Consider the following 26667-nt stretch of genomic DNA (forward strand, 5'->3'; position numbering starts at 1 on the left):
GTGTTATTTGGGATAATGACACGTATTAAAAAGGGAGCTATAAAGCTCCCCTGGTAACTACTTCCCGATACAGAAAGAAGTAAATATCCTTCCCAGAAGGTCATCAGAGGTGAACTCCCCGGTAATTTCATTCAGGTGTTGCTGAGCAATTCGAAGCTCTTCAGCGAGTATTTCGCCAGCCATAAAGCCTTCGAGTTGTTGTTGACCAATATCAAAGTGCTCTGCTGCCTTTTCTAGCGCATCTAAATGTCGTCTGCGCGCCATAAAGCCACCTTCGCTGTTCCCAGCAAAGCCCATACACTCTTTCAGATGATTACGAAGTGCATCAACCCCTCCGCCTGTTTTTGCGGAGAGACGAATTAGAGTCGGAGAATTAACATGACAAATCCCAAGCTCTTCCTGAGTCTGATCGGCTTTATTACGGATCACTGTCATTCCAATGTTTTCAGGTAAGCGATCAATAAAGTCTGGCCAAATATCTTTTGGATCTGTTGCATCGGTTGTTGTTCCGTCAACCATGAATAGTACACGATCGGCCTGAGCTATTTCTTCCCAGGCTCTATCTATGCCAATACGTTCTACTTCGTCTGAAGCATTGCGCAAACCAGCGGTATCAATAATATGCAGAGGCATACCATCGATGTGGATATGCTCTCTCAGAACATCTCGTGTTGTTCCTGCTATATCAGTGACTATGGCGGTATCTTTACCTGAAAGGGCATTGAGCAGGCTTGATTTACCAGCGTTTGGGCGACCCGCGATAACCACCTTCATACCTTCACGCATGATGGCTCCTTGATTAGCTTCCTTACGAACAGCCTCAAGGTTATCAATAATGGTTTGTAAGTCCCCACTTACTTTTCCATCTGACAGAAAATCGATCTCTTCTTCCGGGAAATCAATAGCCGCTTCTACATAAATGCGCAGATGGATAAGTGACTCCACCAGCGTATTTATGCGTTTTGAAAACTGTCCCTGAAGCGATTGAAGAGCTGATTTGGCAGCTTCTTCTGAGCTTGCATCGATAAGGTCGGCAATAGCTTCTGCCTGGGTTAAATCCATCTTATCGTTCAGGAAGGCTCGTTCTGAAAACTCTCCTGGACGAGCTGGACGTACTCCGGATATCTCCAGTATGCGTTTAATCAACATGTCCATAACTACCGGACCACCATGTCCCTGAAGCTCGAGAACGTCTTCTCCGGTAAACGAGTGCGGGTTAGGGAAGAACAGAGCGATGCCCTGGTCAAGTTCGGTACCATCTGCCATTTTAAATGGCAGGTATTCTGCGTATCTTGGCCTTAGAGCTTTACCTGTTACTTCTTGTGCTACTTCAGCTGCTTTTGAGCCTGATACACGGATAATTCCCACACCACCACGGCCGGGTGCTGTTGCCTGAGCAACAATAGTGTCTGTAGTCATTTGTTAAATTCCGGGGATGTTGGGGGAGTATGGGGGTGTTGGTTTGTATGTGTGCAAAACAAGGATGTTTTGCTCAAGCCTCCAGGGATGGATTTACGGCGTCATACAAACTAATTTCCCATGCTCCAGATTATTATCATTGCTTTAATGGAATTAACTCCACAAGCCGCTCAAGATATCCCTATACGCTTAAACAAGGCCATCCATGTCCTTGTATGCTTGTTACGCTAATACCATCAAAGCATAAAGCTTTATTAATATTATCAGCCAATAACAAAAAGGCGACCCTTTGGCCGCCTTTCTTCGATTTTTTCAAATCTTAGTTCTTAGAGTGTAAGCCCTTCTTCTCCAGATTCTTATAGATAAGCGTCTGTTGAATCAGCGTTACGATGTTCGATACCAACCAGTATAGAACCAGACCTGATGGGAAGAACAGGAAGAAGAATGTAAACATAACCGGCATAAAGGTCATGATCTTCTGCTGCATTGGATCCGTTACAGTTGTCGGGCTCATCTTCTGGATCATGAACATACTTGCACCCATTAATAGAGGAAGGATGTAGTATGGGTCCTGAGCTGAAAGGTCAGTAATCCAGCCGAAGAATGGCGAGTGACGAAGCTCAACCGATTCCATCAGAGACCAGTATAGTGCAATGAAGATTGGCATCTGTAGGAAGATTGGTAGACAGCCACCAAGTGGGTTTACTTTCTCTTTCTTGTACAGTTCCATCATTTCCTGGCTCATACGCTGACGGTCATCACCGATGCGCTCACGCATTGCCTGTAGCTTAGGCTGAAGCATACGCATTTTAGCCATAGAGGTGTACTGCGCTTTGGTTAGTGGGTACATCGCACCACGAACAATGAAGGTCAGACAGATGATTGCCACGCCCCAGTTAACAACAATGCCCTGGATCATTGATAGTAGCCAGTGAAGAGGTTTTGCGATAAACCATAGCCAGCCATAATCCACAACCAGATCAAGGCTCGGAGCTACTGCAGCCATTTGGGTTTGTAGTTTTGGACCTACCCACAGAGTCGCTTCAAAATTCGCACTTTCGCCGTTAGCAACAGTTTTGTTTGGCATACGAACACCGATATCACCAAGATTGCCGATGACACGTGTATACAGAGTTGAACCTGGCTCGTTACGTGGAACCCATGCTGATGCGAAGTAATGCTCAAGCATTGCAACCCAACCTTTACCTTCAGTCAGGTTAAGAGAAAGGTTACGATCTTGCATATCATCAAAGCTATACTTTTTGTAACGTACATCTTCTGTTGAATACGCACCACCACGGTATGTTGGCATTGTTAGGCTACCACCAGCGTCTACAAGATTTTGACGAAGGTGAGTATACATACCAAAAGTAGCGTTGCTGCCAGAGTTGTTAGTTACATCAAAATCAACATCTACAGCGTAAGAACCACGCTTAAGAACGAAGGTTTTGGTGTATTGAATACCGTTAGCTGTGTATGTCAGAGGTACGCGTAGTTCATCTTGACCATCTTCAAGAGTGAATGCGTCAGCTGAAACAGAGTAGTTAGGGCGGCTAGTACTGCTCAGGTCGATACCTTGCGGTCCAACTAAACCACTTTGAGCAATATAAACGTGACCTTGAGTGTTTTTAAGAATCTGGAATGGTTCATCAGACTCAAACTCTTTAGCATATTCGTTCAGTTTTGCTGAAACAACATCACCACCAAATGTATCGATTGACAGAGTCAGTACATCAGTCGTAACAGTTACCAGTTTTGCAGAAGCGTTTTGTTCAGGTGCAGGGTCAAGCTCATCAGCAATTGCCGGGGCCGGCAGTGTACCGTCATTTTGTGCTTGAACAACTTGCTGTGGCGCCGGATTTTTCTCTACTTGCCACTGTTGATACAGCAAGAAAGAAACCAAAGCCAGTGCAAGAAGCAGGATATTACGTTGAGAATCCATTGTTATTTATCTCTGTCAGTTTCTTGTATTGGTGGAACGGGGTCATATCCCCCTTCATTCAAAGGGTGGCATTTTAATAGACGTTTGCCAGATAACCAACACCCTTTTACAAAACCATGCATTTTTATTGCCTCAATAGCATAAGTTGAGCAGGTTGGTGTAAAGCGGCAACGCGGACCTATAAGCGGACTAATTACCCACTTATATATATATATCAATCCGATAGCTAGCCACGAGAAGGGCGAGAAAGGCGACGCCATAATTTATCTAATAATTTAAACATTTCCTCATTACTCAAATCTTGCGCGCTCTTTTTCGCAATTACAACAAAATCTTTATTTGGAAGTTTGTGTTGTCTTGTTCTGAAGCTTTCGCGAGTCAAACGTTTGAAGCGATTTCGACCGACAGCAGTTTTGATTTGTTTCTTAGGAACAGCTAAGCCCAGACGAGGGTGAGAAAGAGAATTGTTACGAGCAATGATAGTGAAATGAGGGGAGCCAGCACTATGTGCTTGCTTGAATACTGTTTGATAATGCTCGGGAGTTAACAGACGTAACTCCCGATTGAACGCGTACTTACTCAAAATAACCGCGAATTATTTTGATAGGCGCTTACGGCCTTTAGCACGACGTGCATTAATAACTTTACGACCGTTCTTAGTAGCCATACGTGCACGGAAACCGTGAGTACGCTTACGCTTTAGAACTGAAGGTTGAAAAGTGCGTTTCATGGTATATACCTTTACTGATCAGTAGTTTATAGGTTTTTGTTAAACCCGGCGTGGGACTTAACATCCGACGCCTCTCAACAAAGAGGCGGAATTGTAATCACTGACTACACAAGAGTCAATCATTATAAGGCTCACAGAGCGATTTTATTCCGGTTGGCGGATTATACGTTTTGTGAACCAAATCTCAAGGATCTTTTGATCAGATCGATTCAATACCTGATCACTAAAGATTATCCACAATAGTGGATAAATATTTAGATCCCTACGCGGTTCAAGAACTTCTTTAGACGATGATCTTGTGGATTACTAAAGATTTCTTGTGGAGAACCTTGCTCAACTATTTTTCCCTCAGCCATAAAGATCACTCTGTCCGCCACTTCTTTGGCAAATTGCATTTCATGTGTGACTACCATCATTGTCTGATGTTGGTTAGCGAGATTTTTCATAAGGTTAAGTACTTCACCAACCCATTCTGGATCTAGAGCTGATGTTGGTTCATCAAAAAGAAGTAGCTCTGGAGATAGTGCCATTGCTCTGCCAATACCTACTCGCTGCTGCTGGCCACCAGAAAGTGCAGTTGGGTAACTATCGGCTTTATCTCCTAAACCAATTTCATCTAAGATTGCTTGGGCTTTGTTATAAGCATCTTCTTTTTTCCAGCCATGAACGGTAATCAAACCCTCGGCAATGTTATGTTTTGCTGTTAGGTGAGCAAAGAGTGCGTAATTCTGAAATACAAAACCAGTCTTGCGTCTAAGGTTCAAGACTTCCTTTTTATGGCTATTTTCACTATCAACTGTGGCATCTCCTATCGTTATCTTTCCTTTATCTGCAGACTCAAGGAAGTTAACGCAACGCAGAAGGGTAGATTTACCTGTACCGCTAGAGCCAATGATTACGATGATTTCGCCTTTTTTGATATCCAGATCAATTCCTGAAAGAACAGACGTATCACCAAATTGCTTGTGAATATTTTCCAGTTTGATCATCTTTGATATGCCTTATTCAATCTAACTTCAACTCTGTTCTGTACCTGAGTGAGCAACACTACAATCACCCAGTAAATTAAAGCCACCGCCAGGAATGCTTCGAAGAAGCGAAAGCTCGATGCAGCTTCCATCTGCGCTTTGGCCATGATTTCTGCAACACCAAAGGTGAAGGCAAGAGAGGTAGATTTAATCATATCGATAAAATAGTTCATCATCGAAGGCAGAGCGACACGGCTTGCCTGAGGAAGAATGATTCTTCTCATTGCCTGAGGGGTTGTCATGCCAATGGATAAACTCGCTTCCATCTGGCTTCTGTCGATACCAATAATTGCTGCACGGATGGTCTCTGCCATATAGGCTGCAAAATGGAGGGCAAGCCCGATAACCGCTGCTCCAAATGCATCTAGACCAACAAAGATAGGAAAAATCTGAGGTAAGCCGTAGTAAAAGAGGAATAGCTGAACGAGCAATGGCGTTCCTCTGAAAAAGCTAATGTACAACTGGCTAAGTTGATCCAGAACCGGAATCTTGAACACTCTAATATTAGCAATGATGACAGCCAGAATCGTAGAGAATATCAATCCCAGAATAGCCATTTCCATAGTAGTGCTCAGATACTTGAGTAGTATTGGCATTAGTTCCAGCATGTAGTTGATATCAAAACCCATGAAAACCTCTTAAACGACAGAGTAGGAGATAGGAAGCAATTCATCCCGGACTGTGGTTGAGTCAAAGTCCGGGACAAAGTAGATAGGAGTTATTATTGAGTAATGTCAGCACCAAACCATTTATCAGATATCTTAGCCAGTGTGCCATCAGAGCGCATTGCTGCCAGCGCCTGGTTAACTTCGCCCTGAAGTTTCTTACCATTGCCGTTATTTACGAATGGCCACGCATTTTCGATAGTTTCAAATGGTTCACCTGCCAGCTGAAGAGGAAGACCTGTTTTTTTGATCACTTCCAGAACTGAAATTCTGTCCATAACGAATGCATCTACTCGACCCAATGCGGTTTCATGCTCAAAGCCTGTTTCATAAGTTTTGATATTGATCTTACCTTCAGTGTCATTTTTACGAAGTAGCTCTTCAAAGTTAGAACCAAGGTTCACTGCAACGGTTTTACCTTCCAGGTCCTGAAGGCCATTGATACTGTCGTTACCTTTACGAACTGCAACCTGAGCACCGTCGATAACATATGGGTCTGCGAATAGGTATTTTGCTTTACGTGCATCTGTAATTGTTATTTGGTTAGAGATAGTGTCTATACGGCCAGTTTCAAGAAGTCCGAACAGACCTGAAAAGTTAGCAGTGACATATTCGACGTTGTAGTCGTTACGACGACCAATCTCATCCCAAACGTCAACTTCAAATCCTTGTAGTTTATCTTTCTCTACAAAAGTAAACGGGAAGTAGCGACCTGACATACCTACTTTTACTTCTGTTGCCGCATGAGCAACCTGGGTTATGGAAGTTAGCAGAGTTATAACTGTTAATAATGTTTTAATGCCAAATTTCATTTTGTAAAAACCTCTCTTTCTGGATGAAATGAATGTTACTGCCAGAATGCGTGTCGAATAAAATAACCAGTTGTTATTAGATATTCACAATAAACTTACTTGTCTGAGTATAAATATTTTTACAGGCTGGGGATAACTGCTAAGGATCCCGAATTTGTTGACTCTTGTGTGGATTATCCTGGGGAAAAATGTGTGGATCCAAGGTATATAAAAAATGAATTTGTGAATAACTTTGATCTTATTCACTGGATCTGCGATCTTTTTGTGGAGATCTTGAATTTGTGGGAGTAGAATTGTCAGTCCTTTAAAAAGTAAATAATAACAGTGGGGTCACCGTGTCATCTTCGCTTTGGATGCAGTGCTTACAACAGCTTCAAGAAGAGCTGCCAGCTACAGAATTCAGTATGTGGTTACGACCGTTACAGGCGGAGCTCAGTGACAATACATTGACCTTATTTGCGCCAAACCGTTTTGTACTAGATTGGGTGCGTGATAAGTACCTGAACAGTATCAATAGGTTGCTTCAGGAATTTTGTGGTAACGATATTCCTAACTTAAGATTTGAAATAGGCAGTAAACCTATTTCTGCGCCACCAAAACCTGCACCACAGAAAACCAAAGCGGATGTTGCTGCAGAATCTTCTGCACCTGCACAGTTGCAGGCTGCTAAACCTGTTCATAAAACCTGGGATGATGAGTCAGAGCCGACCAATATTACCCACCGTTCGAACGTCAACTTTAAGCATAAGTTTAATAACTTTGTTGAGGGTAAATCTAACCAGCTTGGCTTAGCTGCTGCGAGGCAAGTAGCTGATAACCCTGGTGTTTCTTATAACCCTTTGTTTTTGTATGGTGGTACAGGTTTAGGTAAAACTCACCTGCTTCATGCGGTAGGTAACGCTATTGTGGATAACAACCCAAATGCTAGGGTTGTTTATATGCATTCCGAGCGTTTTGTTCAGGATATGGTTAAAGCGCTGCAGAATAACGCTATAGAAGAGTTCAAACGCTACTATCGAAGTGTTGATGCGCTACTTATCGATGACATCCAATTTTTTGCCAATAAAGAGCGCTCTCAGGAAGAGTTCTTCCATACGTTCAATGCACTGCTTGAAGGCAACCAGCAAATTATTCTTACTTCTGACCGTTATCCTAAAGAGATTAATGGTGTAGAGGATCGCCTTAAATCCCGCTTTGGTTGGGGTTTGACAGTCGCCATCGAGCCACCAGAACTGGAAACTCGAGTTGCGATTCTTATGAAGAAAGCAGAAGACCATCAGATTCATCTTGCTGATGAAGTGGCTTTCTTTATTGCAAAACGCCTTCGCTCCAATGTTCGTGAGCTTGAAGGTGCGCTAAACCGTGTTATTGCAAACGCGAACTTTACCGGGCGCCCAATTACTATCGATTTTGTTCGTGAAGCTCTGCGGGATCTGCTCGCACTTCAGGAAAAACTAGTCACTATCGACAATATTCAGAAGACAGTTGCTGAATACTACAAAATTAAAGTAGCTGATCTGCTTTCTAAGCGTCGTTCGCGTTCAGTTGCCCGTCCAAGGCAGTTAGCGATGGCTCTGGCTAAAGAGCTGACTAACCACAGCCTTCCTGAGATTGGTGATGCATTCGGTGGACGTGACCATACTACGGTTCTTCATGCCTGCCGTAAAATAGAGCAGCTTCGCGAAGAGAGCCACGATATCAAAGAAGATTATTCAAACCTGATCCGTACACTTTCTTCTTAATCAGAATTACTTGTTGGAAACAAAGAGACCAATATGAAATTTACCATTGAACGTAATCATCTTATTAAACCTCTACAACAAGTATCTGGTGCATTAGGTGGGCGTCCAACGCTGCCAATTCTTGGCAACCTGTTACTAAAAGTAGAGGAAGGTACTTTATCGCTTACGGCGACAGATCTGGAAGTAGAGCTAGTTGCTCGTATAGCTCTAGAAGGTGATTTTGAACCTGGAAGCATTACGGTGCCATCTCGCAAGTTCCTAGATATTTGCCGTGGCTTACCTGATGATTCAGTTATTACAGTCGTTCTCGAAGGTGAGCGTGTCATCGTTCGCTCGGGTCGAAGCCGATTTACCCTTGTTACTTTACCAGCCGCTGATTTTCCAAACATTGAAGATTGGCAGAGTGAGGTGGAGATTACGCTATCTCAGGCTGAACTTCGTGCAATTATTGAGAAAACCCAGTTTTCTATGGCGAACCAGGACGTTCGTTATTATCTGAATGGTATGTTGTTTGAGATTGAAGAGTCGACATTGCGATCTGTAGCTACAGATGGTCACCGTATGGCGGTAGCTCAAACTGCTCTTGAAGCTAGTTTCGAAAAGCAGCAAGTTATTGTGCCTCGCAAAGGTATTCAGGAACTAGTTAAACTGCTTGATGCCCCTGAAAACCCGGTTACATTGCAAATTGGTCAGTCTAATGTACGTGCAGATGTGAACAACTTTACCTACACATCTAAGCTTGTTGATGGTCGTTTCCCTGATTATCGCCGCGTAATGCCACAAAGTAGTAACAAGACACTTGAAGCAAGTTGCGATGAGCTAAAGCAGGCTTTTTCTCGTGCAGCAATACTTTCTAACGAGAAATTCCGTGGTGTAAGGGTTAACCTTGATGGTAGTGAAATGCGCATTACTGCAAATAACCCGGAGCAGGAAGAAGCAGAAGAGTTGCTGGATGTTAGCTTCCAGGGTGATGCTATCGAAATAGGCTTTAACGTTAGTTATGTGTTGGATGTTCTGAATACGCTCAAGTGCGATCAGGTAAGGCTTTCGATGTCAGATGCTAACGCCAGTGCTTTGGTTGAAAACGCCGAAGATGACAGCGCCCTGTATGTAGTGATGCCGATTCGTCTGTAACAAGTTATTAAGTTCAGATGCCTCTTAAACGCCTCATTATAAAACAATTCAGAAACATTGAAGCCTGCGATATAGAGTTATCGCCAGGCTTTAATTTTCTTATCGGACCTAACGGAAGCGGAAAAACCAGTGTCCTCGAAGCGATATACATGCTCGGACATGGTCGCTCGTTTAAGAGCTCACTTACTGGCAGGGTTATTCAAAATGAGTACAGTGAGCTGTTTGTTCATGGTCGTTTTTTGAATTCCGATCAATTTGAGCTACCAATTGGAATAAATAAGCAGCGCGATGGCTCAACAGAGGTTAAAATAGGCGGTCAGTCAGGACAAAAACTGGCACATTTGGCTCAGGTTTTACCGCTTCAGCTTATACACCCGGAAGGGTTTGATTTGTTAACTGATGGTCCAAAGTTTCGCCGGGCATTTATAGACTGGGGAGTATTTCATACGGAACCCGGTTTCTACGACGCTTGGGGAAGATTGAAACGGTTAACCAAGCAAAGAAATGCACTGCTGAAAACAGCAACAAGTTACAGAGAACTTAGTTACTGGGATCAGGAACTTGCACAATTAGCAGAGACAATTAGTGAATGGCGCTCTGTTTATGTAGAACAGCTCAAAACAGTAGCGGAAGAGATTTGTAAAACCTTTCTTCCCGAGTTTGAGATAATACTGAGCTACTACCGCGGATGGGAAAAAGAGACAGAATACAAAGCTATTCTGGAGAAGAATTTTGAGCGAGATCAGCAGCTTGGTTACACTTTTAGTGGACCAAACAAGGCTGATTTACGAATAAAAGTGAATGGAACACCCGTAGAGGATGTTTTATCACGAGGTCAGCTGAAGTTAATGGTATGTGCGCTGAGATTAGCTCAGGGGCAGCACCTTACTCAGATGACAGGAAAGCAAAGTATCTATCTGATCGATGACTTTGCTTCGGAATTAGATAGCCTGCGTCGTAAACGCTTAGCCGATTGCTTAAAGCAAACGGGCGCTCAGGTTTTTGTAAGTTCTATTACAGCCAGTCAGGTTAATGATATGCAGGATGACAACTGCAGAATGTTCCATGTGGAACATGGCAAAATAGAGCAACTAAATTAACGGCCTGTTAATGCTTTACAGGTTCTAAGAAGAGAGTAACTCATGGCAGAAAATTACGATTCATCGAGTATTAAAGTACTAAAAGGATTGGATGCGGTAAGAAAACGTCCGGGAATGTACATTGGTGATACCGACGATGGTACTGGTCTTCACCACATGGTATTCGAGGTAGTGGATAACTCTATCGATGAAGCGTTGGCTGGTCACTGTAACGACATCATTGTGACAATACATGATGATAACTCTGTATCTGTTAGTGATGACGGTCGTGGTATCCCGACTGAAATGCACCCTGAAGAAGGTGTATCAGCAGCAGAAGTTATCATGACAGTACTTCACGCTGGTGGTAAGTTTGATGATAACTCTTACAAAGTATCTGGTGGTCTTCACGGTGTAGGTGTTTCAGTAGTAAACGCACTTTCAAAGCAGGTTGACCTGACTATTCACCGTGCAGGTGAGATTTTTGAACAGTCATACAATCATGGAGAGCCAAAAGCGCCTCTAACCGTTGTAGGAAAAACAGAAGCATCAGGTACAAAAATCCGATTCTGGCCAAGTGAAGAGACTTTCAGCAATATTGAGTTCCACTACGAGATATTGGCAAAGCGTCTGCGCGAACTATCTTTCCTTAACTCTGGTGTTTCTATCAAGCTGATTGATGAGCGCGAAGAAGATAAAATGGATCACTTTATGTATGAAGGTGGTACACAAGCGTTTGTTGACTACCTTAATACAAACAAAACACCAATCATTCAGAAAGTGTTCCACTTTGAATTCGAACGCGAAGATGGTATCGCTGTAGAAGTAGCGATGCAGTGGAATGATGGTTATCAGGAAAATATCTACTGTTTTACCAACAACATTCCACAAAAAGATGGTGGTACTCACCTAGCTGGTTTCCGTGCAGCGCTGACGCGTACACTGAACAGCTTTATGGATAAAGAAGGTTTCTCCAAGAAGGCGAAAACGGCAACATCTGGTGATGATGCTCGTGAAGGTCTTACTGCTATCGTTTCGGTTAAAGTGCCGGATCCTAAGTTCTCAAGTCAGACAAAAGACAAGCTGGTTTCTTCTGAAGTTAAATCAGCAGTTGAATCTGCAATGGGTGAGAAGTTAGCCGAATTCCTGATTGAGAACCCAGGTGAAGCGAAGATTGTATGTACTAAAATTATTGATGCAGCTCGAGCTCGTGATGCCGCACGTAAAGCGCGAGAAATGACTCGCCGTAAAGGTGCTCTCGATCTAGCTGGCCTTCCAGGTAAACTTGCGGACTGTCAGGAAAAAGATCCTGCACTGTCTGAACTATATATTGTGGAGGGTGATTCTGCGGGCGGTAGTGCTAAGCAGGGTCGTAACCGTAAGAATCAGGCAATCCTTCCTCTGAAAGGTAAGATTCTTAACGTAGAAAAAGCGCGTTTCGACAAGATGCTATCCTCTCAGGAAGTGGCGACTCTTATTACTGCTCTTGGCTGTGGTATCGGTCGTGACGAATACAACCCAGATAAGCTGCGCTACCACAACATCATCATCATGACCGATGCCGATGTCGATGGTTCGCACATCCGTACTCTGCTACTGACGTTCTTCTATCGTCAAATGCCTGAGCTGATTGAGCGTGGTTATGTGTATATTGCTCAGCCACCGCTTTACAAAGTGAAGAAAGGTAAACAAGAGCAGTACATCAAAGATGAAGAAGCAATGGACCAGTATCAGGTAGCTCTTGCTCTTGATAACGCGGCACTGCATGTGACTGAAGATGCTCCTGCTATTGCTGGTGAAGCTCTAGAGCAGCTTGTTATGCAGTACAACAGTGGTATGAAGCTGGTTGATCGTATGGCTCGCCGTTTCCCACGCGCTCTTGTTCATGAGTTAGTTTACGTTCCTCGTCTGACTGCTGAAGCGTGTCAGGATGAAGCTCAGGTTGAAGCATGGGGTAAACAGCTTGTCGAGCAACTGAATGCGAAAGAAGTGGGCGCAAGTCAGTACAGCCTAGAAATTGAAAAGCATGAAGAGCTAAATGTAAGTCTGGCTAAGATTGTTGTGCGTACTCACGGTGTTGTTCACGAGCACGTAATTGGTCTGGATCTTCTGGCTACCAAAGAATACGGCAAACTTGCTGCTCTTTCTGAAGCTCTTGACGGCTTGATTGAAGAAGGTGCATTTATTAAGCGTGGTGAACGTACTTACGCGGTAAGTAACTTCGCAGATGCGCTTAATTGGTTGATCAAAGAGTCTCGTCGTGGTCTTAGCCTACAGCGATACAAAGGACTTGGCGAGATGAACCCTGACCAGCTTTGGGAAACCACTATGGATCCAGAAACTCGTCGTATGATGCAGGTAACAATTGATGATGCAGTAGGTGCAGACCAGTTGTTTACTACGCTAATGGGTGATCAGGTAGAGCCGCGTCGTAATTTCATCGAGGAAAATGCGCTTAAAGTAGCTAACCTAGACGTTTAGTAGTCACTCTACTTTTACGCTGTATGAACTGATTTCTGCGTCAAAGGTGCTCATTTACACTTGTAAACTCCGCGCCTTTTCCTTGAACTCAGCCCATACAACTTCAATTAGAGCAACTAAATCTAAATAGATTTAATGTATGAAAACACCGTCTTTTGGCGGTGTTTTTTTCGAAAAAAATTCATTGATACCCCTTGAATCCCATTTTTTCGGACCTATATTTAAAGTACAGGGGATGCCAAATGGACCTCTGGAATAGCTTGTCCAGCCATGTCGCAGCTACTAGAGCAGAAGGCGAATGGCAAAAAGGAAAGCACACAATTTAACACCGCAATTAGACAGCCACGTCCTATGGAGTGAGCTGGGCTAACTACCTTAGACACCACATTAGAGTTTGGTGATTTTAAGGCTATTGCTTATTTATGAGGATAGAATCATGAGAACTGTAGATTTCACACCACTATACCGTAATGCTATTGGCTTCGATCGTCTTTTTGACTTGATGGAAGCGGGTGCAGCTAAGAATGCCTCTAACGGTTACCCTCCATATAACATCGAACAGCAAGATGAAAACAAATATCGCATTACTATGGCGGTAGCAGGTTTTGCTGAAGATCAGCTAGATATTACTCAGAAAGAGAATGTACTGATCGTTCGCGGAGAGCGTAAATCGGAAGAAGGCAAAAAATACGTTTATCAGGGTATTGCAGAGCGCGATTTCGAGCGTAAATTCCAGCTTGCTGATTATGTAAAAGTGATTGGTGCAACAATGGAAAATGGTCTGCTACACGTAGATCTTGAAAGAGAAATCCCTGAAGCGATGAAACCACGTAAGATCGCTATTAACGGAAGTAACCTAATTGAGGGAAAGTAATTAACTGAACCCCAGGTTAGTTATAGTAAGAGCGTCCAGGTGGGCGCTCTTTTTGATCTTAAACACTTTCACCTAAATCTATCTGAGGCTCTAGCTCGATAATCTTGTTGGCGACAGTAATTTGTGGGCTAGTGATTCTTTCTAGTAGCTGCTTTGCTGCGATTTTCCCTATCTCATACCTTGGTGTCACAACCGTTGCCAAACGAGGGCTCAATACTGATGTTATGTCGTTGCCGTGGAAACCGGCTATAGCGACTTCGGAAGGGATATCCATACCAAGCTTTAAGCATTCTAAAAGAGCTCCTGTAGCTAAGACATCGTTAGTACAATAGATTCCATCTAACTTAGGGTTTTTCTTCTTAGCTTCTCTAAGTAGCTCTGCTCCAGTTAAGTAGGATGAAGACTCTTTGCTCGAGATAATCACTGGCTCTAGTCCCGCTTCGGTCATTGAATCGGAGTAACCATTTATCTTTTGCTTGGCTCTTTCATCCATCTTTGCAGCAAGATAAACAATAGATTTTTTACCAGACCTAATGATTTCATCAGTCATTTTACGACTGGCGAGGTAGTTGTCGTAACCTACGGCTTGCTGTATTGGAGGTAGGGTAGAATCCATTATCTCGATTACTGGTATACCTGAGGCTTCAAGCATACGAACTGAACGAGCTGTGTGTTTGCTTCCGGAGAGTATTATTCCATCGACATGGTAAGAAAGCAGGGTCTCAATACGCTTTTCTTCGGTTGTTTTGCTATATCCATAATGAGTGATCATAGCCTGGTAACCTTGTGGCTCTATTACCTGTTCGATGCCTTTTATGACGTCTTCAAATACCTGGTTACTCAATGAGGGTACAAGTACTCCAATTGAGTAACTTTTAGCATTCGACAAAATATCCGGAGCTCGGTTATGAATGTAGCCCAGCTCTTCTACCACAGTGGCTATCTTAGCCCCCAGGTTTTCAGAGACTTTTTCTGGGTCCCTTAGATAACGGCTTACGGTCATCTTAGTGACACCAACTTTGTCTGCGATATCTTGCAGTGTAGGGCGAGCTTTCTTCATAACAACCTGCTTTTCTTACTCCGAATAAGCTTTCAGTACTTCTTCTGCAATGACCTTAATACCATCACGCATCGCTTTTTCATCCTGCACATAGTTCATACGCAGACACTGTTTTGTATGTTGCCAGCTAGTATCTTGACCAAAGAAGAAGTACTCACCAGGTACAATTAATACTCCACGAGCTTTAAGTCGTTTGTACAGTTCCATAGTCGGAATAGGTAGTTCATCAAACCATAGCCACAAGAAGATAGCACCTTCTGGCTTATGAATTCTGAAGCGTGGATCATCGATATGTTCTTTGAGAAGTTCTACTGCGTGTTGCGCTTTTTGTTGATAGAAAGGCTTCACAATCATTTGGCTAAGCTGCAATAGATCGCCTGATTCAATCATATGAGTAGCGATTGCAGGTCCAATACCACTAGGAGCAAGACTGACTATTCCGTTCATATTGGAGATAGCTGTGGTCACTTCTTCGTTAGCAATAACGATCCCGCAGCGAACTCCAGGTAAACCAAGTTTAGATAAGCTCATGCAAAGGATAGTATTGTCATTCCAGAATGGTTTCACTTCTTCAAAGATGATATTTGGGAAAGGTGTACCGTAAGCATTGTCGATAATAAGAGGAACATTGTTTTCTCTTGCAAGCGTATCCAGCTTTTCTATCTCTTCATCGGTAAGTACGTTGCCTGTTGGGTTTGTTGGTCTTGACGCACAAATTGCCGCAACAGACTCGTCCACTTTAATGTTTTCAAAATCAACGTGGTACTTAAACATGCCATTATCTAATAGAGAAATTTCTGGGCGGTAAGAAACGAAGATATCTTCATCGACACCAGAGTCGCTGTATCCGATGTATTCAGGTGCTAATGGCAGCAGTATTTTTTTGTGTGAACCATCAGGTTGTTCGCCAGCGAAAAGGTTAAACAGGTAAAAGAAAGCGCTTTGGCTGCCGTTGGTAAGGCTGATGTTTTTCTCTGAAATCTCCCAGCCATAGGTTTCTCTCAGTAGTCCTGCTAGTGCTTTTACAAATGCGTCTTTACCTTGAGGGCCATCATAGTTAGCCATCGCTTCCACCAATTTTCCATTAGTCAGCATATCGCTGCTGGCCTGATGAAAGTAATCGAGCATGGCTGGAATGGCTGCCGGGTTACCACCACCGAGCATTATTGCTCCGGGTGTACGCAGACCATCGTTCAAGTCATCCATTAACTGAGTTATTCCAGAGTGCTGAGTAAATTTTTCACCAAATTTAGAAAATTGCATTGTTACACCTAGCTGCTTACCAATTGGCTGGTGGTGTGAGTGGAACAAATATACAAGAACATGGATGTTCTTGTTTAAGCGCTCAGGGACGACTTGAGCGATTTGTGGAACTCATGCCAGTTGCCATTTTAATTATGTATAAAAAAGCCCCGTTATTTTGAACGGGGCTTAGCTCAAAGGGTTTACCCCATTATTTTTGCAGGAGCGAGATATCCGCGATCTGCAGGAAGAGGTTACGGAGGTTGTTGAGAAGCGTCAGACGGTTCTTCTTAAGTGCTTCATCATCAGCCATAACCATTACTGAATCGAAGAAAGTATCAACAGGCTCGCGCAGATCTGCCAGCTTGCTCAGTGCTTCCTGGTAGTTACCTGTAGCAAAAGCAGGCTCTAGAGCTTCTGTCATTACTTCTACGTTCTCAGCCAGTGCTTTTTCAGCATCTTCCTGAAGTAGAGATAGGTCGATCTCTTCAGCTAGTTCACCATCGAACTTAGCAAGGATGTTACCTACTCGCTTGTTCGCAGCGGCAAGTGATTCTGCTGCATCAAGACCACGGAAGTGAGATACCGCTTTAACGCGCTGGTCAAAGTCAGCTGGCTTAGTTGGACGACGAGCAAGAACTGCCTGGATGATATCAACAGAGAAGCCTTCATCCTGATACCATGCACGGAAACGACCAAGCATAAACTCAAGTACGTCAGTTTCTACGTTCTCGTTAGTCAGCTTGTCACCGAACAGAGTCTTCGCTTCAGCGATAAGCTCTACCAGATCCAGCTTGTAGCCGTTCTCAACGATAATGCGCAGAACACCCAGAGATGCACGACGAAGCGCAAATGGGTCAGAGCCTTTTGGTGCCTGTCCGATGCCGAAGATACCTACGATAGTATCCAGTTTATCTGCCATTGCTACAGCAGAAGAAACACCAGAGCTTGGAAGGTCATCGCCAGCGAAGCGAGGCATGTACTGCTCGTTTAGGGCTACTGCTACTTCTTCATCTTCACCGTCGTGACGAGCATAGTGCATACCCATAACACCCTGAGTATCGGTAAACTCGAATACCATCGAGGTCATTAGGTCACATTTAGCAAGAAGTCCCGCGCGAGTTGATTTCTCAACGTCAGCATCAATTTTCTTAGCGATAAAGCCAGCAAGAACCGCGATACGGTCGGTCTTATCTTTGATAGTACCAAGCTGCTTTTGGAAGATTGCGTTTTCCAGCTCAGGAAGACGGTCAATCAGAGGACGCTTACGGTCTGTGTTAAAGAAGAACTCTGCGTCAGCAAGACGTGGACGAACTACTTTCTCGTTACCTTCGATAACGTGACGAGGCTCTTTAGACTCGATGTTGGAAACAAAGATAAAGTTAGGAAGTAGCTTCTTATTGTCATCGCCATTCTCATGTGAGTACACAGGGAAGTACTTCTGATCGCCTTTCATGGTGTAAACCAGTGCTTCAGAAGGTACTTTCAGGAACTCTTCTTCAAACTTAGCTGTTAGTACAACTGGCCACTCAACCAGAGAGGTCACTTCTTCAACCAGATCATCTTCAAGGTCAGCAACACCACCTACAGCGGCTGCTGCTTTCTGAGAGTCCGCAACGATAATTGCTTTACGTTCTTCGTAATCTGCCATTACCTTACCGCGTTCAGCAAGGATTGCAGGGTACTGGTCAGCACTGTCGATAGTGAACTCTTGCTCACCCATAAAGCGGTGACCACGGATAGTACGATCAGAAGCCACACCAAGGATTTCACCTTCGATTAGCTCTTCACCAAGAAGGATGGTCAAAGTCTTAACCGGACGGATAAACTGGGTATCTTTGTCACCCCAGCGCATTGGTTTTGCGATAGGTAGGTTGCCAAGAGCCTTAGCAGCAAGGTCTACAACTAACTCATTTACAGGCTTACCTTTAACTTCTTGTTTGAACAGAAGCCATTCGCCTTTATCTGTCTTCAGACGCTCTGTCTGATCAACAGTAATACCGTTACCACGAGCCCAGCCTTGTGCTGCTTTAGTTGGGTTGCCATCAGCATCAAAAGCAACAGAAACCGCAGGACCGCGTTTTTCTACTACTTTGTCTGGCTGGCCTTCTGCTAGTGCCGCAACTTTAAGCGCAAGACGACGAGGAGCCGCATACCACTTAACACCTTCGTGTGCTAAGTCAGCATCTTTAAGCGCCGCTTCGAAGTTTGTAGCAAATGCTTCAGCAAGAGTACGAAGTTGCGTTGGTGGCAGCTCTTCCGTACCTAGTTCAATTAGAAAATTCTTAGCCATCTTACTTCTCCTCACCTTCTTTTTTACACATTGGGAAGCCAAGAGCTTCACGAGATGCGTAGTATGCTTCTGCAACTGCTTTAGTCAGGTTGCGGATACGTAGGATGTAACGCTGGCGTTCTGTCACTGAGATAGCTTTACGTGCATCAAGCAGGTTAAATGCATGTCCCGCTTTAAGGATTCGCTCGTATGCTGGTAGCGAAAGTGGAGTTTCAAGCTCTAATAGCTCTTTACACTCTTTCTCGCACTGATCGAAAAAGGTGAATAGGAAGTCTACATCTGCGTGCTCGAAGTTGTAAGTTGATTGCTCAACTTCGTTCTGATGGAAGATATCACCGTAAGTGGTTTTTCCAAGAGGGCCGTCAGCCCAAACAAGGTCATAAACAGAGTCTACGCCCTGAATATACATCGCAAGACGCTCGATACCGTAAGTGATTTCGCCGGTAACTGGCTTACACTCAAGGCCGCCAACCTGCTGGAAGTAAGTAAACTGAGTTACTTCCATACCGTTTAGCCAAACTTCCCAGCCAAGACCCCATGCACCAAGAGTCGGGTTTTCCCAGTTATCTTCCACGAAGCGAATGTCGTGTACTTGTGGGTCAATACCAAGTGCTTCAAGAGAGCCTAGGTATAGTTCCTGAATATTGTCTGGAGAAGGCTTAATAATTACCTGGAACTGGTAGTAGTGTTGCAGGCGGTTCGGGTTCTCACCGTAGCGGCCGTCAGTAGGACGACGTGATGGCTGTACGTAAGCAGTTGCGATTGGCTCTGGGCCAAGTGCTCTTAAGCACGTCATAGGGTGAGAAGTACCTGCACCCACTTCCATATCTAGAGGCTGAACGATAGTACAGCCCTGTTGTGCCCAATAATCCTGCAGCGCGAGGATCATACCTTGAAAGGTTTTGATATCGTATTTTTGCATAGTCAGGTTCGCGCGATTCTTCTGTCTGAATGATTAAAAAATAACGATAAAGTATAGCGAGATATTGTGCGTCGGAGTAGGGCTAATCCTGTTTATTTAACAGTGTTTGGTGAGTTTTTTACGATTTGGGCAGGTTTTTAGTTGGAAAAGGAGCTTTTGGGTTACCGGAAACTAAAAAGAGTGGCAGTTAACCACTCTTTGATTGGACTAACTTAGTCCTTTCTTTATCAGGTATTGATATGGAAGGTCTTCAGTTTGCGAACCGATTAGTTCATGGTCCATAAAACGACAGAAACTCGGAATATCTCGTGTTGTTGATGGGTCATCCGCCTTTATAAGCAGAACTTCACCGTCTTGCATGTTACGAATTGTCTTCCTGACCATCATTACTGGCTCTGGGCAGCGTAATCCTTCTGCCTCTAAGATTTTGTTTGCCAATTCAGGATTAAAGGTCATGGGTATGGCTCTCAATTATTTACTCAGTTTAACTATTTGAAAAATAGCCTATAAATTATATTTTTGTTAAGTAGCACGAAAAAAAGTGCAATTAAAACTTGGCAAATGTAAATTTTATGTATACATTTAATTAACAAATGCGCAACATTATCAAATGTGTTCCAGCACTATCCCCAGTTTTCTTGGGCTTCCCCGCCGAAAGGCGGGATTTTTTTGCCTGCAACTTAGCAATATCGCTTAGTATATGTTCATCTGTAAGAATTTAAAGAGTCTAAAGCTGTGGAACTGGAAGATATTTATCGACGTGATCTGAATTTGCTGGTGGCCTTAAGGGTTATGATTGAAGAGCAGAGTGTTAGCAGAGCTGCCAATCGACTTAATCTTAGTCAGTCAGCAATGAGTCGGGTATTAGGACGTTTAAGAGAGCTATTAGATGATCCTCTGTTTACTCGTCAGGGACATAAGTTACTACCTACTGAAAAAGCATTAGAGTTTGATCGTTCTTTAGGAGAACCATTAGAGTCAATCCGGGCTTTACTATCTGATAAAGAATTTGATGCTCAAAGTTGTGATCAGACTTTTACCATTGCGACAACAGACTATGCGATGCAAACTATCTTGCCTTTTGCACTTCCTCGAATCTACAAAGAAGCACCTAATGTGTCTCTTAACTTTTTGCCGTTGCAACACGACCAGCTATTAGAACAGTTAACAACCCACGGTGCAGATTTAGCTATCTGTCGACCTACTTCATCTGTAGAGCCTTTACATAGGGATGTGCTTGGTAAAGTAGGGGTGTTTTGTATGGTATCTAAAAGTCATCCTCTGGCTGACAAAGATATGAATCTGGAAGATTTTTTAAGTTTTCCCCATGCAACAATAGCGATTAGTGATGGGGTGAAAGCGTTGATTGATGAAGCGCTTGCTGATCAGCCTGAAAGAAAGGTGCTTATCAGAGGGTACCACTTAGAATCCGCTCTAGCTGTTATCGACAATATTCCTCTTATCATAACAGTACCAGCTGACCTCGCTTATCTGGTCGCTGAGCGCTATGGTTTGGTCATTAAACCATTACCATTTCAGTTTACTCCTTTTGATTACTCTATGATCTGGCATTCAAGATGTGATCACTCACAATCTCAGGAGTGGTTACGCAACCTGCTTAAAGAAGAGTGCGGTAAGTTGATTGCTAAGCGAGTAGAGGATTTAGGACTCGAGGGTTAGGTGTCTAGCAAGTTGGTGATATTTATACTGCAGGACGCCGTAGATACGTCCATGTAGGCTTGGACGCAGCATCCATGCTGCGAACACCTGCTGTACAAACACCACCAACCTGCTTATAAGTCGGTAGCGTGTTTAATTAAAGCTTAATAACTACTCGACCAGTTACCTGACCGTTAGTGATGTCTTCTGCGTACTTTGGTGCTTCTTCAAGAGCAATTTCAGTACATGCTTGCTCGAAGTAGCTTTCAGGCAGAAGCTCAGATAGTTTTTCCCATGCAGCGATACGCTTCTCAACTGGGCAAGAAACAGAATCCACGCCTTGTAGACGTACATTGCGCAGAATAAATGGCATTACAGTTGTTGGTAGGTCAAAACCGCCAGCAAGGCCACACGCCGCCACAGTGCTATCGTAGTCCATTTGAGCTAGAACTTTAGCCAGAACCTTAGTACCTACAGTATCAACAGCACCTGCCCACACTTGCTTCTCAAGTGGACGAGCTGGTTCTTCAAACTCTGTGCGGTCGATAATGCGGCTTGCACCTAGTTTTTCTAGTAGCGGGCCATTTGTTTCAACACGACCAGTTAGCGCTGCTACTTTATAGCCAAGTTGTGCAAGAAGAGTGACTGATACTGAACCTACACCGCCACTTGCGCCTGTTACAAGGATTTCACCATCTTCAGGTTTTACACCGCTATCCAGGATAGCCTGAACACAAAGCATTGCAGTAAAGCCTGCGGTACCAACCATCATTGCTTTTTTGCTGTCTAAGCCTTTTGGAAGAGGAACCAGCCAGTCTGCCTTTAGTTTTGCTTTTTCAGCCATACCACCCCAGTGGTTTTCGCCTACACCCCAGCCAGTAAGAACAACTTCATCGCCTTCTTTATAGCGAGCGTCGTCAGAGCTGATTACTTTACCAGCCATATCTATACCGGGAACCATTGGGAAGTTGCGGATGATTTTGCCTTTACCTGTAATTGCTAGGCCGTCTTTGTAGTTCAGCGATGAATAATCTACAGCGACCAGAACTTCACCTTCAGGAAGTTGTGTTTCGTCGATTTGTTCGATTGCTGAAAGAGTACGTTTATCTTCTTGATTTAGAACTAAAGCCTTAAACATGCTTATCTCCACATAGTTATAGGGGGGCACTGAAATTTTGTGTGATTAAGTGTAGACCTTTATGCGGTATGTAGAAAATGAAACTTAATCATTTTATCTATGCGCAACTCGCATATAAGAAAAAAGCGGCCGAAGCCGCTTTTAAAATCAGGATGAGTTAATCCCTTTCAAATACTGTTGCTATGCCCTGACCGAGCCCGATACACATGGTAGCCAGGCCGTATTTAGCATCCTTGGCTTCCATCAGGTTGATAAGCGTTGTCGAGATTCTTGCTCCCGAACAACCCAGAGGGTGTCCAAGTGCAATAGCACCACCGTTCAGGTTCACTTTCTCATCCATTACATCTAGAAGACCAAGGTCTTTGGCGCATGGAAGTGACTGAGCGGCAAATGCTTCATTAAGTTCAACAACACCCATATCTTCAATAGAAAGGCCTGCACGTTTCAATGCTTTTTGGGTTGCAGGTACTGGCCCATAGCCCATGATAGAAGGATCGCAGCCAGAAACTGCCATCGATTTAACACGAGCGCGGATTTTGACGCCGAGCTCTTTTGCCTTCTCTTCGCTCATCAGCAACATAGCGGAAGCACCATCTGACAGAGCAGATGAAGTACCAGCGGTAACTGTACCATTAGCCGGGTCAAACACAGGGCGAAGCTGGGATAGTCCATCCACTGTAGTTTCTGGGCGGATAACTTCATCATAATCCAGTTGGATTAATGAGCCATCAGCTGCATGGCCTTCGGTTGGCAGTATTTCATTCTTAAATCGGCCTTCAGTCGTTGCTGCATGGGCTCTGGCGTGAGACCTTGCGGCAAACTCATCTTGTTGTGCACGGCTTATTCCATGTAGTTTTCCCAGCATTTCAGCAGTTAACCCCATCATGCCTGCGGCTTTGGCTACATTCTTTGACAGCCCAGGGTGGAAATCGACACCGTGGTTCATAGGTACATGACCCATATGTTCCACACCACCAATTAGGCAGATATCTGCATCACCAACCATAATAGCGCGTGAAGCGTCGTGAAGCGCCTGCATAGAAGAGCCACAAAGGCGGTTTACTGTTACTGCACCAATCTGTTTAGGCAGATCTGCCAATAAGGCAGCGTTTCGAGCAACGTTGAATCCTTGCTCAAGCGTTTGCTGCACACAACCCCAGTAGATGTCTTCAATCTGATTAGGATCAACTTCTGGATTACGTGCCAGAATGCCTTTCATTAGATGAGCAGACAAATCTTCAGCTCGTACATTTCTAAATGCCCCACCTTTGGAACGACCCATAGGTGTACGAAGGCAATCAACAACAACTACGTTATTCATTATGATATTCCTTATCCAAAAGTGAAGTTAAAGCGAGCTGGCTTGCTGAGACTGATAAAAAGTCTCGCCAGATTCAGCCATGTCCAGAAGCATCTGAGGTACCTGGTAAAGCGAGCCCAGATCCTGAAGCTTCGCAGCAGCTTCGACATATTGCTTAACACCGATGCTATCCAGATAACGGAATACACCGCCTCGGAATGGAGGGAAGCCAAGCCCGTATACCAGCGCCATATCGGCTTCTTGTGGTGAGGCGATAATTCCCTCTTCAAGACAAAGAACCACTTCGTTAATCATAGGAATCATCATTCGGTTAATAATGGTTTCATCATCAAATTCTTGTTGTTCCGCGCATACATCTTTAAGCAAAGGTATTACGTCTTCACTAAAGGCTTTTTTCGGACGCCCTTTCTTATCCATCGTATAAGCGTAGAAACCGCTGCCATTTTTCTGGCCATACTTGCTGGCTTCAAACAGAGCATCAATCACATCTCTGCCGTCTTTTGCCATACGCTGCGGGAAGCCTTGAGACATTACTTCCTGAGCATGATGAGCGGTATCAATACCAACTACATCAAGCAAGTATGCAGGACCCATAGGCCAGCCAAAGCGTTTTTCCATTACTTTATCGATTTTCGTAAAGTCAGCACCATCACTCATCAGTTTGCTAAAGCCACCGAAGTATGGGAACAGAACGCGGTTTACAAAGAACCCTGGGCAGTCATTCACTACGATCGGTGACTTACCCATTTTTGCAGCGTAAGCGACTACACGATTAATAGTATCTTCTGAGGTGTGTTCGCCGCGGATGATCTCCACCAGTGGCATTCTGTGTACAGGGTTGAAGAAGTGCATCCCACAGAAGTTTTCCGGACGTTTGAGAGACTTCGCGAGCAAGTTGATTGGAATGGTTGAAGTATTCGAAGTAATAACAGTCTCTTCGGACACATTACCTTCTACCTCAGAAAGCACAGCGGCTTTGATTTTTGGATTTTCTACAACGGCTTCAACAATCACGTCTGATTGCTCAATGCCAGCATAGTGGAGGCTTGGAGTGATGGAAGACAGGATTCCCGCCATTTTGAATCCGTCTAGTCTTCCACGCTCCAGCCTTTTATTCAGTAACTTGGATGCTTCGTTCATACCAAGATCAAGGGAAGCTTGCGCAATATCTTTCATCAATACTGGTACGCCTTTAAGGGCTGATTGATAAGCAATGCCGCCACCCATAATGCCTGCCCCAAGAACAGCCGCTCTTTCAGTATCTTTGCTCGCTGATTCAGCCGACTTTTTCGCGAGCCCTTTAATGTACTGATCGTTTAGGAATATACCAACCAGCGACTTAGCTTCTTCTGACTTAGCTAACTTTATAAAGTGTTTACGCTCTACATCTAACGCTGCATTACGGGATAGAGTTGCTGCTTCTTCAATAGTTTTAACCGAAGTGATAGGAGCGGGGTAGTGCGGGCCAGCCTTTTGTGCTACCAGACCTTTCGCCATAGTGAAGCTCATCATGGCCTCAATTTTACTTAAACTAAGAGCCGATGTTTTTTGCTTACGTCTTCCTTGCCAGTCAATTTTTTCATTGATGGCCTGAGATATTGTTTCAATTGCTGATTCTGTCAGAGCTTCAGAATCTACAACTGCATCTAAAAGACCAATCTTCAGAGCATCGTTAGCACGCTGTGGTCTGCCTGTGGTAATTAACTCCATGGCAGTGTCTGCACCAACCAGTCTTGGCATGCGAACCGTACCGCCAAAGCCAGGCATAATACCTAGCTGAGTTTCAGGAAGGCCGATGCTGGTGGTTTTATCACCAATACGGAAATCAGTAGCAAGTACACACTCACACCCTCCACCAAGTGTATGACCTTTAAGAGCTGAAAGTGTAGGGAAAGGCAGGTCTTCAAGTTTGTTAAAAATAGCATTGGCAAATTGCAGCCATTTATCAAGCTCATCTGCTGGCTTGGCAAATAGACCTAAGAACTCGGTGATGTCAGCTCCAACGATAAAGGTGTCTTTGTCTGATGTTAAAATCAGGCCTTTGATATTGTTGTTTTCTCTAATCGTATCGAGAGCCTGATTTAGGGATTCAAGAGTGGCTAAATCGAGCTTGTTTACAGAAGCGGGAGCGCAAAAGCAAAGCTCTGCAATACCGTCTCGTAATTCCTTTACTTGTAGGGTAGTGGCTTGATAAATCATTATCTTTCTCCGTGATGAACAATCTGAGATTGCTATCGAGCACTTATCAGCTCTGTCTTGTTCTTTTTATCCAGAGCTGACTCCATCTATTAATTATTGTCTGGATTACCATTTAGTTTTGATGGTATGACCAGTGGCTAGATTTTGTACCAGAGAAAAGTTAATTGCAACATAATTTAAACAAGTGTTTAACATTTGTGAGATTGATGCGGCTATCTATTTAATTTTATAGCGTGATACACTGTAATCAGATTTGAAGTTTCTAAGTAAAGAATGAACGAGCAACCTTATTTAATACCGTCTGCGCCTGCTGTTTTTGAAGAAGAGATCAAGAAAAGTGTATTTATCACCTATCTAGCACACACTCCCTCAATCGATGATGCAAAAGCGTTTGTAGAGCAGATAAAGAAAAAGCACTCAGATGCGCGCCATAATTGCTGGGGTTTTGTAGCCGGGCGACCTGAAGATTCGATGAAATGGGGCTTTAGTGATGATGGTGAGCCTTCTGGTACTGCGGGTAAGCCAATACTGGCTCAGTTAAGTGGCTCTGGTGTTGGTGAAATTACCGCGGTGGTAACCCGATACTCTGGTGGTATCAAACTGGGGACTGGTGGTTTAGTAAAGGCATATGGTGGGGGGGTTCAACAGGCACTTAAGCTGCTTCAAACTATTGAGAAAAAAATAACCACTAAATTGACTCTGACGTTAGACTACGGTTTTATGCCGATACTCCAGTCTATGTTGAGTCAGTATGGTGCGACACAAGTGAGTTCTGACTATAGCGACAAGGTAAGTTTGGTTATTGAGCTTGAAAAGTTAGTTGTCGAAGAGTTTACACAGGCAGTTGTGAATAAAAGTGGTGCAAAGGTTATTGTCACCGAAGAAAAGAACTAGGAAGTCGGAAGCTTGCGCTTCAAATAATAAATC

23 protein-coding genes are annotated in these 26667 nt (G+C 43.9%); 7 read left to right on the plus strand and 16 right to left on the minus strand.

The annotated features are described in order from the left end of the window. Positions 1-57: 57 nt before the first annotated feature. From mnmE to P7F88_RS11940, 8 genes are all read right to left on the minus strand, one after another. Positions 58-1419 (minus strand): tRNA uridine-5-carboxymethylaminomethyl(34) synthesis GTPase MnmE, encoded by a 1362-nt coding sequence (gene mnmE, locus P7F88_RS11905; RefSeq protein WP_277825004.1) that lies wholly within the window; start codon positions 1417-1419, stop codon positions 58-60. A 319-nt stretch (positions 1420-1738) separates the two neighbouring features. Beyond that, positions 1739-3361: a membrane protein insertase YidC gene (gene yidC, locus P7F88_RS11910; RefSeq protein ID WP_277825006.1), complete on the minus strand. Its 1623-nt coding sequence runs from the start codon at positions 3359-3361 to the stop codon at positions 1739-1741. A gap of 2 nt (positions 3362-3363) precedes the next feature. Beyond that, positions 3364-3621, minus strand: coding sequence for a membrane protein insertion efficiency factor YidD (gene yidD / locus P7F88_RS11915; protein WP_277825008.1), 258 nt, complete (start codon positions 3619-3621; stop codon positions 3364-3366). Then, entirely contained in the window at positions 3588-3944 is a 357-nt protein-coding gene (rnpA, locus tag P7F88_RS11920; RefSeq protein WP_277825010.1) for a ribonuclease P protein component, read from the minus strand. Before rnpA ends, yidD begins: the two co-directional genes overlap by 34 nt. Positions 3945-3956: 12 nt before the next feature. Next, the gene (gene rpmH / locus P7F88_RS11925) at positions 3957-4091 is read right to left on the minus strand and encodes a 50S ribosomal protein L34 (RefSeq protein ID WP_093278272.1); all 135 of its coding nucleotides are present in this window, start codon (positions 4089-4091) and stop codon (positions 3957-3959) included. 254 nt (positions 4092-4345) lie between these two features. Beyond that, positions 4346-5080: an amino acid ABC transporter ATP-binding protein gene (locus tag P7F88_RS11930; protein ID WP_277825012.1), complete on the minus strand. Its 735-nt coding sequence runs from the start codon at positions 5078-5080 to the stop codon at positions 4346-4348. Continuing rightward, positions 5077-5748: an amino acid ABC transporter permease gene (locus P7F88_RS11935; protein ID WP_277825014.1), complete on the minus strand. Its 672-nt coding sequence runs from the start codon at positions 5746-5748 to the stop codon at positions 5077-5079. The genes P7F88_RS11930 and P7F88_RS11935 overlap by 4 nt, the downstream gene beginning before the upstream one ends. 92 nt (positions 5749-5840) lie before the next feature. Further along, the gene (locus P7F88_RS11940) at positions 5841-6596 is read right to left on the minus strand and encodes an amino acid ABC transporter substrate-binding protein (protein ID WP_277825016.1); all 756 of its coding nucleotides are present in this window, start codon (positions 6594-6596) and stop codon (positions 5841-5843) included. Positions 6597-6931: 335 nt separating this feature from the next. Between P7F88_RS11940 and dnaA the strand changes: the two genes are divergently transcribed. The 5 genes from dnaA (at position 6932) to P7F88_RS11965 (ending at position 13906) form a co-directional block, all read left to right on the plus strand. After that, complete coding sequence (dnaA, locus tag P7F88_RS11945; RefSeq protein WP_277825018.1) at positions 6932-8338, plus strand: chromosomal replication initiator protein DnaA; 1407 nt, start codon at positions 6932-6934, stop codon at positions 8336-8338. A gap of 33 nt (positions 8339-8371) precedes the next feature. Continuing rightward, entirely contained in the window at positions 8372-9472 is a 1101-nt protein-coding gene (gene dnaN, locus P7F88_RS11950) for a DNA polymerase III subunit beta (RefSeq protein WP_277825020.1), read from the plus strand. Between the two features lie 17 nt (positions 9473-9489). Then, entirely contained in the window at positions 9490-10572 is a 1083-nt protein-coding gene (gene recF, locus P7F88_RS11955; RefSeq protein ID WP_277825022.1) for a DNA replication/repair protein RecF, read from the plus strand. A 42-nt stretch (positions 10573-10614) separates the two neighbouring features. Then, positions 10615-13032, plus strand: coding sequence for a DNA topoisomerase (ATP-hydrolyzing) subunit B (gene gyrB, locus P7F88_RS11960; RefSeq protein WP_277825024.1), 2418 nt, complete (start codon positions 10615-10617; stop codon positions 13030-13032). Between the two features lie 436 nt (positions 13033-13468). After that, positions 13469-13906 (plus strand): Hsp20 family protein, encoded by a 438-nt coding sequence (locus tag P7F88_RS11965; protein ID WP_277825026.1) that lies wholly within the window; start codon positions 13469-13471, stop codon positions 13904-13906. Positions 13907-13964: 58 nt separating this feature from the next. Here P7F88_RS11965 and P7F88_RS11970 read toward each other — a convergent pair whose 3' ends face one another. From P7F88_RS11970 to tusA, 5 genes are all read right to left on the minus strand, one after another. Further along, positions 13965-14966: a substrate-binding domain-containing protein gene (locus P7F88_RS11970; protein ID WP_277825028.1), complete on the minus strand. Its 1002-nt coding sequence runs from the start codon at positions 14964-14966 to the stop codon at positions 13965-13967. 15 nt (positions 14967-14981) lie between these two features. Further along, a complete protein-coding gene (locus P7F88_RS11975) occupies positions 14982-16229 on the minus strand; it encodes a valine--pyruvate transaminase (RefSeq protein WP_277825030.1) in 1248 nt (415 codons plus the stop codon). 190 nt (positions 16230-16419) lie between these two features. Beyond that, positions 16420-18501 (minus strand): glycine--tRNA ligase subunit beta, encoded by a 2082-nt coding sequence (glyS, locus tag P7F88_RS11980; RefSeq protein ID WP_277825032.1) that lies wholly within the window; start codon positions 18499-18501, stop codon positions 16420-16422. Position 18502: 1 nt separating this feature from the next. Next, complete coding sequence (glyQ, locus tag P7F88_RS11985; protein WP_277825034.1) at positions 18503-19423, minus strand: glycine--tRNA ligase subunit alpha; 921 nt, start codon at positions 19421-19423, stop codon at positions 18503-18505. A 207-nt stretch (positions 19424-19630) separates the two neighbouring features. Continuing rightward, a complete protein-coding gene (gene tusA / locus P7F88_RS11990; RefSeq protein ID WP_277825036.1) occupies positions 19631-19879 on the minus strand; it encodes a sulfurtransferase TusA in 249 nt (82 codons plus the stop codon). A 279-nt stretch (positions 19880-20158) separates the two neighbouring features. Between tusA and P7F88_RS11995 the strand changes: the two genes are divergently transcribed. Further along, the gene (locus P7F88_RS11995) at positions 20159-21103 is read left to right on the plus strand and encodes a LysR family transcriptional regulator (protein WP_277825038.1); all 945 of its coding nucleotides are present in this window, start codon (positions 20159-20161) and stop codon (positions 21101-21103) included. A 136-nt stretch (positions 21104-21239) separates the two neighbouring features. Here the strand turns inward: P7F88_RS11995 and acuI are convergent, their stop codons facing one another. From acuI to fadB, 3 genes are all read right to left on the minus strand, one after another. Beyond that, positions 21240-22220: an acrylyl-CoA reductase (NADPH) gene (gene acuI, locus P7F88_RS12000; protein ID WP_277825040.1), complete on the minus strand. Its 981-nt coding sequence runs from the start codon at positions 22218-22220 to the stop codon at positions 21240-21242. A gap of 157 nt (positions 22221-22377) precedes the next feature. Next, the gene (fadA, locus tag P7F88_RS12005; protein ID WP_277825042.1) at positions 22378-23541 is read right to left on the minus strand and encodes an acetyl-CoA C-acyltransferase FadA; all 1164 of its coding nucleotides are present in this window, start codon (positions 23539-23541) and stop codon (positions 22378-22380) included. Positions 23542-23568: 27 nt separating this feature from the next. After that, a complete protein-coding gene (gene fadB / locus P7F88_RS12010; protein WP_277825044.1) occupies positions 23569-25740 on the minus strand; it encodes a fatty acid oxidation complex subunit alpha FadB in 2172 nt (723 codons plus the stop codon). A 273-nt stretch (positions 25741-26013) separates the two neighbouring features. On the opposite strand from fadB, the gene P7F88_RS12015 reads away from it, so the two are divergent. Further along, positions 26014-26634, plus strand: coding sequence for a YigZ family protein (locus P7F88_RS12015; RefSeq protein WP_277825046.1), 621 nt, complete (start codon positions 26014-26016; stop codon positions 26632-26634). The last annotated feature ends 33 nt before the right edge of the window (positions 26635-26667 follow it).

Source organism: Vibrio hannami (assembly GCF_029589055.1).
Classification (GTDB): domain Bacteria; phylum Pseudomonadota; class Gammaproteobacteria; order Enterobacterales; family Vibrionaceae; genus Vibrio; species Vibrio hannami.